Annotated in this window: 12 protein-coding genes, 2 tRNA genes and 1 pseudogene; 9 read left to right on the top strand and 6 right to left on the bottom strand. The window is 54.9% G+C overall.

The window, feature by feature from the left end:
- Positions 1–125: 125 nt before the first annotated feature.
- A tRNA-Asn gene (locus tag Q9R35_RS14085) sits at positions 126–201 on the top strand.
- 113 nt (positions 202–314) lie between these two features.
- Here the strand turns inward: Q9R35_RS14085 and Q9R35_RS14080 are convergent.
- Positions 315–761, bottom strand: coding sequence for an IrmA family protein (locus tag Q9R35_RS14080; protein ID WP_109089371.1), 447 nt, complete (start codon positions 759–761; stop codon positions 315–317).
- A 216-nt stretch (positions 762–977) separates the two neighbouring features.
- Here Q9R35_RS14080 and Q9R35_RS14075 point away from each other — a divergent pair, with 216 nt between their 5' ends.
- Both Q9R35_RS14075 and Q9R35_RS14070 read left to right on the top strand, forming a co-directional pair.
- Complete coding sequence (locus tag Q9R35_RS14075; RefSeq protein WP_181363908.1) at positions 978–2,555, top strand: Na/Pi cotransporter family protein; 1,578 nt, start codon at positions 978–980, stop codon at positions 2,553–2,555.
- 243 nt (positions 2,556–2,798) lie between these two features.
- Complete coding sequence (locus tag Q9R35_RS14070; protein ID WP_042487657.1) at positions 2,799–3,887, top strand: AI-2E family transporter; 1,089 nt, start codon at positions 2,799–2,801, stop codon at positions 3,885–3,887.
- Between the two features lie 105 nt (positions 3,888–3,992).
- On the opposite strand, the gene Q9R35_RS14065 is transcribed toward Q9R35_RS14070, so the two are convergent.
- On the bottom strand, positions 3,993–4,376 hold the full coding sequence (locus Q9R35_RS14065) for an MAPEG family protein (protein ID WP_042487660.1): 384 nt from the start codon (positions 4,374–4,376) through the stop codon (positions 3,993–3,995).
- A gap of 111 nt (positions 4,377–4,487) precedes the next feature.
- Here Q9R35_RS14065 and Q9R35_RS14060 point away from each other — a divergent pair.
- A tRNA-Thr gene (locus Q9R35_RS14060) sits at positions 4,488–4,563 on the top strand.
- Positions 4,564–4,888: 325 nt separating this feature from the next.
- Here the strand turns inward: Q9R35_RS14060 and Q9R35_RS14055 are convergent.
- Entirely contained in the window at positions 4,889–5,947 is a 1,059-nt protein-coding gene (locus tag Q9R35_RS14055) for a DUF1176 domain-containing protein (protein ID WP_311220012.1), read from the bottom strand.
- Between the two features lie 307 nt (positions 5,948–6,254).
- Between Q9R35_RS14055 and Q9R35_RS14050 the strand changes: the two genes are divergently transcribed.
- Both Q9R35_RS14050 and Q9R35_RS14045 read left to right on the top strand, forming a co-directional pair.
- A complete protein-coding gene (locus tag Q9R35_RS14050) occupies positions 6,255–6,689 on the top strand; it encodes a hypothetical protein (protein ID WP_197313694.1) in 435 nt (144 codons plus the stop codon).
- A 56-nt stretch (positions 6,690–6,745) separates the two neighbouring features.
- Positions 6,746–6,967: an aldehyde dehydrogenase family protein gene (locus Q9R35_RS14045; RefSeq protein WP_080723822.1), complete on the top strand. Its 222-nt coding sequence runs from the start codon at positions 6,746–6,748 to the stop codon at positions 6,965–6,967.
- Positions 6,968–7,017: 50 nt separating this feature from the next.
- Here the strand turns inward: Q9R35_RS14045 and Q9R35_RS14040 are convergent, their stop codons facing one another.
- Both Q9R35_RS14040 and Q9R35_RS14035 read right to left on the bottom strand, forming a co-directional pair.
- Positions 7,018–7,359: a helix-turn-helix transcriptional regulator gene (locus Q9R35_RS14040; protein ID WP_404977956.1), complete on the bottom strand. Its 342-nt coding sequence runs from the start codon at positions 7,357–7,359 to the stop codon at positions 7,018–7,020.
- Between the two features lie 81 nt (positions 7,360–7,440).
- Positions 7,441–8,121 (bottom strand): annotated as a pseudogene (locus Q9R35_RS14035) (AraC family transcriptional regulator ligand-binding domain-containing protein); the annotation flags it as partial.
- 312 nt (positions 8,122–8,433) lie between these two features.
- Here Q9R35_RS14035 and Q9R35_RS14030 point away from each other — a divergent pair.
- The 3 genes from Q9R35_RS14030 (at position 8,434) to Q9R35_RS14020 (ending at position 11,454) form a co-directional block, all read left to right on the top strand.
- Positions 8,434–9,573 (top strand): tyramine oxidase subunit B, encoded by a 1,140-nt coding sequence (locus Q9R35_RS14030; protein ID WP_197313692.1) that lies wholly within the window; start codon positions 8,434–8,436, stop codon positions 9,571–9,573.
- A gap of 74 nt (positions 9,574–9,647) precedes the next feature.
- On the top strand, positions 9,648–10,070 hold the full coding sequence (locus Q9R35_RS14025; protein ID WP_042487671.1) for a Rid family hydrolase: 423 nt from the start codon (positions 9,648–9,650) through the stop codon (positions 10,068–10,070).
- Positions 10,071–10,155: 85 nt separating this feature from the next.
- The gene (locus Q9R35_RS14020) at positions 10,156–11,454 is read left to right on the top strand and encodes an FAD-binding oxidoreductase (RefSeq protein WP_311220011.1); all 1,299 of its coding nucleotides are present in this window, start codon (positions 10,156–10,158) and stop codon (positions 11,452–11,454) included.
- A gap of 71 nt (positions 11,455–11,525) precedes the next feature.
- Here the strand turns inward: Q9R35_RS14020 and Q9R35_RS14015 are convergent, their stop codons facing one another.
- Positions 11,526–13,055, bottom strand: coding sequence for an aldehyde dehydrogenase (locus tag Q9R35_RS14015; RefSeq protein WP_080723824.1), 1,530 nt, complete (start codon positions 13,053–13,055; stop codon positions 11,526–11,528).
- Between the last annotated feature and the right edge of the window lie 18 nt (positions 13,056–13,073).

The raw sequence follows: 13,073 nt of genomic DNA, 5'->3' as shown, positions 1-13,073 counted from the left end.
GAAAAATCAGGATTTACGCCTATTGCCAAGGCCGTATCCAGTTTTGCATTTATGAAAATAGGTTTCTCATAAAATACCTCTTTACAATATCGATAGCTTTACCCTATAATTATTTTCTTTGCTGGTCCCCGATAGCTCAGTCGGTAGAGCGACGGACTGTTAATCCGCAGGTCCCAGGTTCGAGCCCTGGTCGGGGAGCCAAAAATACAAAAGCCCAGCTACGCAAGTAGCTGGGCTTTTTCACGTCTGCTGACATAAAAAAGCCTCTTGATTGCTCAAGAGGCTTTGCCGGCACGCTCCCTATCCTGGCTCGTCTACTGGGTTCCTGCGGGCGTGATGCTGATCTCATACGGAACAAAATTCTGCACGTCCAGCAGATCCTTGGCCAGCAAATCAACACGTTCGCCATTCATCACCGCTGTCGCCCCCGTCACCACCACTCGCAAATTCTGATCGCACGCGATTTCATCATGCCAATAGCCTGTGGCATAGCGATCGGCGCTGGAACTGCCAAAATCGTCCACCTCGATCACATCCTCGGCCACCAGCTTATTGTTCTTTTTACTCAGCACCTGAATATGGACCTTCAGCTGCTGAACCGGCTCCATTTGGGAATCAAAAGTAAAATTCGCAGCACACATTCCCTGATTCGCAAAGACCGTATCGGAATGCCACATTTGCACCGCCTGTGCCTGGCCCGCCATCACGCCACCCAGCAGCATGGCCCCTGCGAACAGCTTCACGCTCTTACGAAAATCCACATCGCCCTCTCTTTTGCAATAGAAACCCAAGCGCACTTATACACAAAAAAATAAAGAGGTGCTGCATTTGCAACATGCGCTTCCATAAATATCCTGTTTGCAACACTCAAGAATTTCACTCCACAGACAGCGTAACTGGCGATAATGCAGCATCCAGCTTTCTGCCCGACTTTTCCTGCCGGGATCTGCCATTTATTTCGCTGCTCGCACTCTTTTATGCTTGATACTCTTTTCCCCTTTTTAGGGGGACTCGGTCTTTTTCTGATTGGCATGATGCTGCTGTCCGAAGGGCTAGTGGCTTTTGCGGGCGGCTCCCTCAAGCAGATCCTGCTGGCCTTTACCGGCAGACCCATCAAGGCCTTTGCATCCGGCGCCTTGATTACCGCGCTGGCCCAATCCTCTACGGCTACCACCGTCACCCTGATCGGCTTTGTCAGTGCAGGGCTTATCTCCTTCACACAAGCAATTGGCGTGGTCATCGGCGCCAGTCTGGGCAATACCGCCACCGGCTGGATCATCTCCGGCCTGGGGCTAAAAGTGAATCTGGGCTTTTACACCCTGCCCTTGATTGGCTTGGGCGCCCTGCTCAAACTGCTGGCCCCCGGTCGCTATAAAGAGCTGGGCCGCGCACTGGCTGGCTTTGGCACCCTGTTTCTGGGATTGGGCATGCTGCAAGACGGCATGCAAGGGCTGGCCGCCCATTTCAGTCTGGCCCATCTGCCTGCGGGCGGCTATGGCGCACATTTGCTGATCATGCTGACCGGCCTGGCCCTGACCGCCGTACTGCAATCCTCGACCGCCGCTATCGCCATGACACTGACCGCTCTGGATGCCGGGGCGGTCAGCTTTGATCAGGCCGCCGCCATTGTTGTGGGCGCATCCATAGGCACCACTCTGACCGGCGTCCTGGTTGCCATCGGTGGCACCATTTACGCCAAGCGCACGGCCATTGCCTACATTCTGTTCAACGTCATTGCCGGTTTACTGGGACTGCTGATCCTGCCCTTGTTCCTGAAAGCCATGTACGCCACAGGCTCCTACATCAACGTTCCTCCCGGCGCATTGGGTCTGGCGGCCTTTCACAGCCTGTTCATTGGCCTGGGTGCCGCCTTGTGCCTGCCCTTTACCCAGCAGTTTGCCCGCTGGGTGCAGCGCCTGGTGCCGGATCGCTCTGCCCGCCCCCAACACCACCTGGACGATAGCTTGCTGCAAGTACCGGCCCTGGCCCTGGAAACTACCCAACGCACGCTGGAAGAGCTGGCCCAGCGCCTGCTGAATCTGTATCAGCACAGTCTGAACATGAGCCGCCCCAGCACCGCGGCGGCCGACCTGCAGCAAATCGAAACCGTGCTGGATCAAGCCTACGAGTTTGTATTGCGCATCCCCAGCGCTGCTGATGATCCCGCCGTTGCCGCCCGCATCAGCGCGCTTTTACACACGATTGACCACATGCATCGTCTGCGCAGCCGCTTGCAAAACCAGCCTGCAACAGACTTGCGCGACAGCCGTTACCAGCAGGCTCAGACCCTGGCCACAGAGCTGAATACGCTGGCGCAACAAGGCTTGCACGGACAAGCCCCGGCAGACTGGCTAGAGCAGGTACAAGCCAGAGCACAGGCCCTGACCGAACTCTTGAGCACTGTTCGCAGCCAGCTTCTGGCGGCCCCGCAAGGCCATGACGACGCCTCACGCACCCTGCGTATCACGGACACCCACCGCTGGTTCGAACGCAGCAGCCAGCATGTCTGGCGTAGCAGCTACTACTTGCAGCTGGCTCGCCAAACACAACAGTAAGGCTGAAAACCCTGGTTGCACGAGGCCGGCAAAGCTCTCCGGAAGCAGGAATGCCCCACCTTGCCCTTCATGCCTAAAGCAGCTTTTGGAGCCCTCCTGCTTCGCAAAACTCATATAACAAGAATATAAAAGTAACTTGGTTCCAAGGCTGACAAAAACACTGTAAACAGATACCAAGATTCACGCCCGTAGCAAGGTTTCCCCCTTACAATCGGCTCAAATTCACGCTAATGGAAAAACTCCATGTCCACCCGGCCAAATCTACAATTCCATACTTTTTTGCTTTTGCTGGCCGCCGTATCCGCTGCCTTTGTCTGGATACTTCTCCCCTTTTATGGCGCCGTATTCTGGGGTGCCGTTCTGGCTATTTTGTTTACCCCCTTGCAACGCAAGCTGCTGGCTAAAACCAAAGGCCGGCGTTCTCTATCTGCACTGATCAGTTTGCTGGTCATTATTCTGATCGTCATTATTCCGGTCATCCTGATTTCCATTTCTCTGGTTCAACAAATCGCCTCTCTGTACGACTTGATGAATAGTGGGCAGCTGAATCCCGGTGCCTATTTGCAAAAAATACTGAATGCGCTACCTCCTAGCGTGACAGATTTTGCCGCCCGTTTTGGCCTGCATGACTTTGCATCCCTGCAAGAGAAGTTCTCTGAATTTGCTGTTCAAGGCGGACAGTTCCTGACCAAACAGGCTCTGAACGTAGGCCAGAACACCTTCCAGTTCCTGGTCAGCCTGGGCATCATGCTGTACATGCTGTTCTTTCTGCTGCGCGATGGCGTGGAGCTGGGCCGTCATTTCCGTCAACTGATCCCTCTGAGCGAAGGCCAGAAAACCCACCTGTTCCGCAAATTCACCACCGTGGTACGCGCCACCGTCAAAGGCAATATCGCTGTGGCGGCGACTCAAGGTGCGCTGGGCGGGGTCATGTTCTGGTTCCTGGACATTCAAGGCGCCCTGTTCTGGGGTGTGCTGATGGCTGTGCTGTCCTTGCTGCCTGCTGTGGGCGCCTCGCTGATCTGGGCTCCGGTTGCCATCTACTTCTTTGTTTCGGGCCATTACGTCCCCGGCATCATCCTGACCGCCTTCGGTATTTTGGTGATTGGCCTGGTGGACAACCTGCTGCGCCCCCTGCTGGTCGGTAAAGACACCAAAATTCCGGATTACATAATCCTTATTTCCACCCTGGGCGGCTTGTCAATTTTCGGCCTGAACGGTTTTGTGATTGGCCCGCTGATCGCTGCCATGTTCATTGCCTGCTGGGATCTGTTCCCCTCGGCGGTCAGCGCCCGTGTGGAAGCGGAAGAGCAAGAAAGCAACGGCAGATAAAAAACAGGCCAGCTTTAAGGCTGGCCTGCTGATCTTCCAGACATCAAACCCAAGGGCCTGTTCCGTGCTTGATCCAAAGCACCGAACAGGCCCTTCTTCATTTCATCAAGTCCGCAACACGGGCAGGAACACAATCCAGATATTCACGGCCAGGGCCAGGAACCACACCAGCGAGCGCAAGGTGGCCTTGTCCAATATGTACATCAGCAAATACAGCACGCGCAGCACGATCCAGGAAATCATCAGGCTTTGCACGCGCAAGGCATCCGCCCCCGACCACAAGGCCAGCAACACCGCCGCGTAAAAGAACGGCAGCGCTTCAAATGCATTGGCCTGCGCCGCATTGGCCCGTCCACGCCACCCCGACAGGCTGGCCAGCCAAGGACGCGGCTCATGATTCGTAAAGCCCGCCCCTCCGGCTTTGGCACAAATCGCCGCCAACCAAGGCAAGAAAGCCGCTACCACCAAACTGATCTTGATCCCCAGCATCATCGTCCCCTTCACAGGCTGAAAACGCCCAACATAGCACGTCGCAGCCCAAATGCGTGCGCAGAATTTACAAACCCGAAAAAAACAGGATATACTTATCGTCTTAGGTTAGCCGATGTAGCTCAGTCGGTAGAGCAGCTCATTCGTAATGAGAAGGTCGAGGGTTCGATTCCTTTCATCGGCACCAGCTAATCTAAAACCATTGAAATAAAATAATCAATAATTTAATCGAATCAATGGTTTAGCTTCCTGACATCAGAAGCAATTAATCGCCTGCTTTCAACTATTCCACATAGACGGCCCCAAAAAAACCCACGACTAGCCTTATGAAAATAGGCATGTGGCAAGCAATACCAAACATGCAGCGGCCATAGCAACCCAGCCCAGAAACCGTTAGGTTTCTCCGCTCATCAACACACCATTGCCGAGCTGAGAACCAAAAAAATAATCCCCCAGGCTCGAAAGCCGGGGGATCAATACTCCAAGGCCACATCGATAGCTTTTTTATAAGCTCACGGCCCGATCACTTGGCTGACATGCTCCGGAATATTCCAGGCGCCCCCAGCGCGAATCAGAGCACAGCGCCCGGTGTCACCACGTTCACTTTCAACAAAGTCGGTTCCATCCCAGACCGATGCCTCGTAACTCCAGCAATCGCCCAAGCCCCGCCCCTTCATGCTGGACAAGATCATTCCATTATCGTAATCAGTAGCGCTGGTACTCACTAACACCGGAGCAGACTGCATATTGTTATTGATCACAAAATAGGCTGCCCCACCGTTGTAAGCGGCTAACCAGCAAGGCGCGCCAACCAGGGAGAACTGCTGATTCAATCGTGCAATTTCCCATGGCTCGGACAGCATGTCAGCACTACAGGATTGTTCCTCATCAGCAGCAAGCACCTTCAACAGCACAGGCCTTATCAAGGCGTCCTCTTGCGCTGTCATGGGGCGCAAGCTTTTATCCACTACCGCGGCACGGTTGATAACTGGCGCAGCAATAGGTGCCTTGACCGTAGACTCGCTGCCCTTCCCTTTACGCAGAATAGCCCCTGGCGTATTGACACGTCCTTGAACGTCATCCATTTTCAACAAGACAGCACTTGAGCCTGCCCCCGAGAACGCATAAGTGTTGCCATTCCCACGAAAGGAAATTACGGCGTCTTTTTTCAAGGCTGCCAAAAACTGGGCTAACTGTGCCTCGCTCATTTGCCAAGACTCATCCCCCGCAAAACTCAGTGAACCTGCTTTACGGCCCGCAATAACAAGTTCTGGCAATGAGTCTTTTGGCCACTCGGGATCGTCGTAGTGTGCAAGCATGACTCTATTTGCCACCGGCTCTCCGCTGCCCGCTTTACGCGTCAATAACACCGTTGAACCCAGCTCTTCACCATCAGCCGCATAACCGGCGGCGCGGCAGGTTAGCGTGTTATCGCAACGTAGATCCCAGTCTTTATGAGAAAACGTCACTGGCGCAGCATTAGCCGCGGCACCTCCCATACAAAGCGCTAGCGATATGGCGGCGGTTCGTACTGAAAAAAACGCACTGTGATCTTGTTTTTGCCCGCTCATGTTCTCTCCTCCCTAAGGTGTTATCTGGATACACAGCACATATTACGTCGCGGCAACGCTAAATGCGTTCTCCCAGACCCACGTCAGAAAACCACATTAAACGTCTGACCGCCTGTGTTCGTGACATTATTCTGTTCAATCGTCCCCTTGCAAGGCTTGGCGCTATCTGACTAAGCCGCGGACACTTGGCTCACCCTGTTTCCGTTCGTGCCCGTGTCAATCCTCTGTACAGAATGCAGACGAAAAAACCATGCAATGTCTATCAAACGATAGATAATCAAACCTCATCCACGTCGAGTAAATTCTGATGCGCAAATATCTGAACCCTATTGCAGTTGGCTTGCTCAGTCTCCTCGCCGTTGCCAGCCACGCGGCCTCTCCGAACTTTTCCGTCACGACTGAAGATCTTAAAAAGTTGCGCTCGACGTCCGTCATGCCACGCGAAGCGAGTCCCTCAGCAGCCACACCCAAAGATCCGGCCAAGGACTCAGAGTTCAGCAGAAACTTCCAGAAGGCGATGAACAATGAGGAAAAGGCACGCCAAGCGGCACGAGAACAGCAACTGGAGCGCAACCGCCTACCCCAGCTTGAGCAGAACAGAAACCCGGCCAATCGCTTCGGCCCGCTCAACAACAAGAAAGAAAATATGGGGATTTATTTTGATGCTGACGGTACCGCGGCTACCTCTTGCCGAGAGGACGAGTTAGGGAAGACTCGTTGCAAGGTACGTGAGCTCAGGTAGAAACCAGCCCCAGTCATACAGCCTGCGCGCTGTTTTCAGGGACGAGCCTTAACGGTTTGAAGGCACTCATAGACCATCCAACGAATTGGCGCCCAGCTTGTATCCAGAGCTACGTCTGGATCAACCGTTACTTCAACCTGACGAGCGGCTCGCCCTTTGGTGGCATGAAGGAAAGCGGCATAGGACGCGAACATTGCCGTGAAACCTTGAGCATGTACTCGGAACTGAAAGCCATCACGGTGCAAAACAGCGTACCGCAACCTGGGTTTGCTGTTTGAGCCAGGCAAGCATCAAAGGCGGAGCTGAAAAGGGATAAAAAACACCAGTCTCAGCTTTGCCGCCTGGAGAAACGACGCGGGGAAGCCCGCGTCCACTCTTTGAAGGCGCGCGAAAAAGTCGCGGTATCCGAATAACCGAGCTGCTCGGCAACGACGGACAAAGGCAGATCAGCAGACTGCAACATGGCTTGTGCTCGCTCCTGGCGAACGGTCTGCAATACGCTACGAAAAGATGCCCCCTCTTCCATCAAGCGTCGACGCAAAGATCGAGCCGACATCTCCAGAACCAAAGCAATGGAATCGCAATCTACCGGCGCACGCCCCAAACGCCGGGCAATCGCTTCCTCTACTTGCTCTGTCACAGCTTTCGTCACCGTAATCTCTGGTCCCATCAGGTCCAGCAAATGACACTCCAGCACAGACTTGAGCCGGGTATCCTGAAACCCGCTGGCACGGGAAAACTGCCGATCCAAGTCGCTGTTGCGCATCACCAGCTGATTGGCAACCTGGTTGCCAATGACAGGCGCTCGGAAAAAACGCTCCAAGGTCTGCTCTCGCCCCACAATCGAATGTTCAAAATGAACTTCAATCGGCTTCCAGCCGGGTGTCGCCAGTTGCTTGAGCATCAAGGCCATACCTGCCATCGTGAACTCGGCATCCTGACTGCGCGGCCAAATGGCCCGATTCTGAATCCGCTAACTAAGCGTCGTGGTCTCAGCCTGAGCGGTCACATCCAGGGATGTTCTGGTTTGCCAATGGCCTTGAAACATGCCAAACGAATCCAGCGTAGCCCGCAAACTCCCCGCTGCCACAAACAAGGCATGAAATGGCCCCATTTCTTCCAGGCCAAACTGCGCCCCCATCTCCAATCCCAGATAAGGCCGATCAAACTTCCTGGCGGCATGCTCGAGCAAGGACACGTAGCGATGCAAGGGGACGCGCTCGTAAGGGGTTGCCGTCTGATTTCGATAAAAGCCGTATTCACGCAACAGCGTATCTACCTGATGCCCATGCTCTGACAAAGCGTCAACCAAAGCACTCAGATACAAGGTTCGTATTGTGGCCTGCCTATCCTCATTCGGATTAACGGTATCTGGGCAGGCCGTGTCCAAGCCACAAGCCACCCCCACCGACTCGTCAAGACCCTGGCTCATCTTCGCAACTCCCCCTTTTGTTCCCTGTTTCTACACACTCACCGCCATCAAGCCACTCTGTAAAATCGCTTCTTTTTTTTGCGGCTTAAATCTTCAAGCCTCAATCAATCAGGGGCTTCACGCTATATATAATTTATAAAATCAGCTACTTGCAATATCGGGATTTACCCCTGTCCTTATTATTTACCCGCCAGATCAATGGCAATGCGAGCTGGCCTATTCTGCAAATTCTCTATCCCGCTTTGCAATTTCCCCACCTTCGTCGCTGGGGCACCATGTCATTGCAAATAACGCACTACAAGGATATGAGACATGAGCACCTCGACGAAGATCGACTTTATCTATCTGTCCGAACAGGACATGGTTCGTGCTGGCGTGACCGATATGGCCAGCTGCGTAGATACGATGGAGGAGATGTTCAGCCTGCTGCACCATAACGACTACCGAATGGCAGGAGCCAACAACAACTCGCACGGGTCCATTGTTGTCTTTCCGGAGAACTCCCCCTTCCCCGACATGCCAAAACCGACCCCTGACCGGCGCTTTATGGCCATGCCCGCCTATTTGGGCGGACGTTTCCGTACGGCGGGGATGAAATGGTACGGCTCCAATATAGAAAACCGGGAAAAGGGGCTGCCACGCTCCATCCTGATGTTTGTGCTCAATGACGCGGACACCGGAGCACCATTGGCATTTATGTCTGCCAACCTGTTGTCCGCCTATCGCACAGGAGCCATTCCAGGTGTCGGTGCGCGTCATCTGGCACGCAAGGACTCCAAGGTGGTCGGCATCCTGGGCCCCGGTGTCATGGCTCGCACCTCCCTGTCTGCCTTTATGGCCGTGTGCCCGCAAATTGACACCGTCAAGGTCAAAGGACGCGGCCAGAAAAACCTGAACGCTTTCCTGGCCTGGCTCGCGGAAACCTTCCCACAGATCACCACGGTCCAGGTTGTGGAGACCGATGAAGCTGTGGTTCGGGACAGTGACATCGTGACCTTCTGTGGTTCGGGAGCGGTTGGCGACCCCTCCACCTATCCCACGGTGAAGCGCGCCTGGGTTCGCCCCGGCACCTTTCTGGCCATGCCCGCGCTAGGCAACATCGATCAGGACATGGAGTCCCCCGAAATTCGCAAGGTTCTGGACCATATCGGTCTGTATGACGCCTGGTACGAAGAGAACCCCAAACCCGTCCATGCCAGTGTGCCTGTAGTAGGGATTCGCTTCATGGATCTGATCGCTGAAGGCCGCATGTCCCGCGATCAGCTGGAGGATCTGGGCCAGATCGTGGCCGGAGAAGCACCGGGCCGCCGAAACGATGAAGAAATCATCATCATGTCCGTGGGCGGAATGCCGGTTGAAGACGTGGCCTGGGGAACAGTGGTATATCGCAATGCCCTCAAACAAGGCATTGGTACCCGCCTCAATCTCTGGGACGAACCCGTTCTGCGTTAATCCCATGTGGCCACACAAGCAGCCCTGACCACCTTGTGTGGCGCTTTCATCACCGCCTCTTTCAGGACATAAACATGACCTCTATCGTCAAAGTCAAAACGGGCTCCAAATTTGAAGAGTTGGGCAGCTACTCGCGTTTGGTTGCCGTCGACAATCTGATCTTCATGTCCAACACCGCCGGACGCAATCCCCGTACCAAGCTGATTCCCACCGACTTGCGCGAACAAACACTGCAAGTACTGAGCAATATCGAAACCGCACTGGCCTCAGTCGACGCCTGTCTGGCAGATATTGTTGCTGCTCGCGTCTTCATCCAGTTTCCTGAGGATGTGGACACCATCATGCAGGTATATGGTGAAAAAATGCGTGGAATCAATCCAACCCTCACCATGACCAGCCCTCCTCTGGGCTCACCCGAGTACAGGGTAGAAATTGAAGTGACGGCCTATCGCGGTGCCTCCAAAGGCACGATCAAAGAGCTGACCATTACCCCTTGAAAAGCGCCATGCGGTTGACGGTGACCGGTGTCGCGCCGCATGGAACGAGACATCCGGTCTACTCTACAGTCCAAGGAGACGAGCTGTGGCTCCCGTCATCACTCCTGTATCCAGCTCTATCGAGCTGCCAGACTCTTCAACCGTTGTTATTATCGGCGCGGGCATCATTGGCCTTAGCGCCGCCCTGACCCTGGCCGAACGCGGCATCCCCGTTGTTGTGCTTGAAAAGGGCTGTATCGCAGGCGAGCAATCCTCCCGCAATCTAGGCTGGGTGCGCAAAATGAGCCGTGCGGCACCTGATGTACCGTTGGCCCTGGCCGCCGACCAGCTCTGGTCCCAAATGCCTGAACGCCTCGGAGCCGATGTGGGCTACCGTCAGGCTGGCATTATGTACCTGGCCCGCAGCGAGGCTGAAATGCAGCAGCATGAGCAATGGCTAGCCTCGGTTCGGCATCTATCGCTGGACTCTCGCCTGCTCAATCCTTCCCAGATCAATGATATGGTGCCTGGTGGTCAGGGTCGGTGGGCGGGCGGTATTTATACCCCTTCTGATGGTCGCGCCGAACCCACCTTGGCCTGCAGTGCCATTGCGCAGGCTGCCCTGAAAAAAGGGGTTCTGATCGTCGAAAACTGTGCCGTCCGTAACTTGATCATGTCAGCAGGCCGCGTCAGTGGCGTCATGACCGAACGCGGCGCAATACACTGCGAACAGGTGCTGTTGGCAGGCGGCCTCTGGTCTCGACGCTTTCTGGGGAATCTGGGAGTCTCACTGCCAACACTGCCCCTGGTGGCCTCTGTCGTGCGCACCGCTCCTTTGGAGGGCCCTGCGGATATTGCCGTCGGTGCCCCCGACTTCTCATTTCGCAAGCGCCTGGACGGCGGCTTTACCATTACGCAACGCGGGGCTCTGTATGCTCCCTTGATGCTGGACAGTCTGTTACTGGGCAGGCAGTACCTGCCCATGCTGCGTGCTCAATGGAAAAATGTACGTATTTCTCTAGGCCGTGACTTCCTGTCGGATCTTATGTTGGGACGCCGCTGGAAGGGACATCAAATTTCCCCTTTCGAACGTATCAGAACGATGGACCCACCTACCTTGCCTGCTCTGAATACAGAAGCCATGAACAACTTGATTGCAGCCTGGCCCGTTTTTCAGCACGCCATTATCAAGCAAGCCTGGGGGGGCATGATTGATGTCACCCCGGATTCCCTGCCCGTCATTTGCAAGCTAGAACAGACTCCTGGGCTCACCTTGGCCAGTGGATTTTCAGGCCACGGTTTTGGTACTGGTCCGGCCGCTGGTCAATTGGCCGCAGATCTGATCTGCAATACTACTCCTCTCGTCGATCCGGCTCCCTATCGCCTCGATCGTTTTCAACGATAAAAACAAATCGCGGCGACCCCCCACTATCGGGGTCGCCGCGATAATCAGACACGTCACTACAGACTCAAAGATTAATAGCCAACCATCGCTCCACGATCCAGACGCATACAAACTGCCTTCGGTTCGGTGTAGGCCTGGATAGCCTCGCTGCCAAACTCACGCCCCACCCCGGACAGTTTCCGACCGCCAAACGGCACGGCCAAATCCAGCACATTATGGGTATTGAGCCACACCGTCCCGGCATCAATTCGATCCGCAAGCAGGTGAGCCCGCTCCAGATCACGCGTCCAGATACTGGCGGCCAGACCGTAGGGCGTGTCATTGGCCAGATCGACCAGTTGTGAGGACTCCTCGATACGCAAGGCGCAGACCACAGGTCCAAACACTTCCTCACGCATCACAGGCATTTCACGCGATACCTCCGTCAACACGGTAGGCTGATAAAACCAGCCTGCCTCGCCAATCATATCGCCGCCTGCCAATGCCACCGCCCCCTCATCCAGACTGGAGCGAACCAGGCCAGCCACCCGCTCCCGCTGGCGAGCAGAGATCAATGGACCTATTTGAGCTTGCGGATCAGCACCCGATCCCAATTTCAGCGTCCTGGCGATATCGGCCACACCCGCAATCACTTCCTCATACACCGCGGCCTCAATCAACAAGCGCGAGCCCGCTGTACATATCTGACCTGAATTGGAAAAAATAGCGGCAGCCGCCCCAGGCACTGCTCGGCTCAAATCAGCATCGGCCAAAATAATGGTGGGGGATTTGCCACCCAGCTCCAGAGTGACACGTTTCATGGTCGGTGCCGCTGCTGCCCAAATTCGCTGCCCTGTCGCGGTAGAGCCAGTAAACGAGATCTTGCGCACCAAGGGATGTTCGACCAGAGCCGCTCCTACATCATGGCCATAGCCCGTGACAATATTGACTGCACCTGCTGGAAAGCCCGCCTCCAGAATTAACTCCCCCAAGCGCAAGGTCGTCAAGGAGGTTTCTTCAGATGGTTTGAGGACAACGGTACATCCACAAGCGATTGCCGGTGCCAATTTCTGAATAGCTTGTCCCAGAGGAAAGTTCCAAGGGGTAATTCCGCCCACGACGCCCATGGGCTTGCGTTCGGTATAAGCCCGGTAGGACGCCCCATCCTGAACCAGAGGTGAAAGGGCAATATATTCGCCGGAAATTTTAGAACTCCAACCTGCAAAATAACGCAGCGCCTCGATCGCAAAAGGAATATCAATCATGCGTGTGACACTTAACAGCTTGCCGCTATCCAGGGACTCGAGCTGAGCCAGTTCCTCTGCATGTTCTTCGATCAGCAAAGCCAAACGCTCCAACAGCCGCCCCCTGTCCAAAGGACGCATGGACCGCCAGGCCTGACTCTCAAAACAACGGTGGGCCGCCATGACAGCATGGTCGACATCCGCCGCCGTACAAGCTGGAATCGTCGTAATAAACTCGCCCGTTGCCGGATTGAGCACATCAATCCGTCGTGCTGACGGGGAGGCCCCACTGAGCTTTCCATCCAATAACAACAGGCCTTCAGGCATACGTATTTCAGATAAGGCCAGGTCCGGATTTAAAACAGATGCTTGCTTCATAAGTGTCTCTGCTTATTC

Source organism: Alcaligenes sp. AB3 (assembly GCF_031844565.1).
Taxonomy (GTDB): domain Bacteria; phylum Pseudomonadota; class Gammaproteobacteria; order Burkholderiales; family Burkholderiaceae_B; genus Alcaligenes; species Alcaligenes faecalis.
The sequence above is the reverse complement of the archived record's forward strand: the minus strand, read 5'-3'. Positions and strand labels throughout refer to the sequence as shown.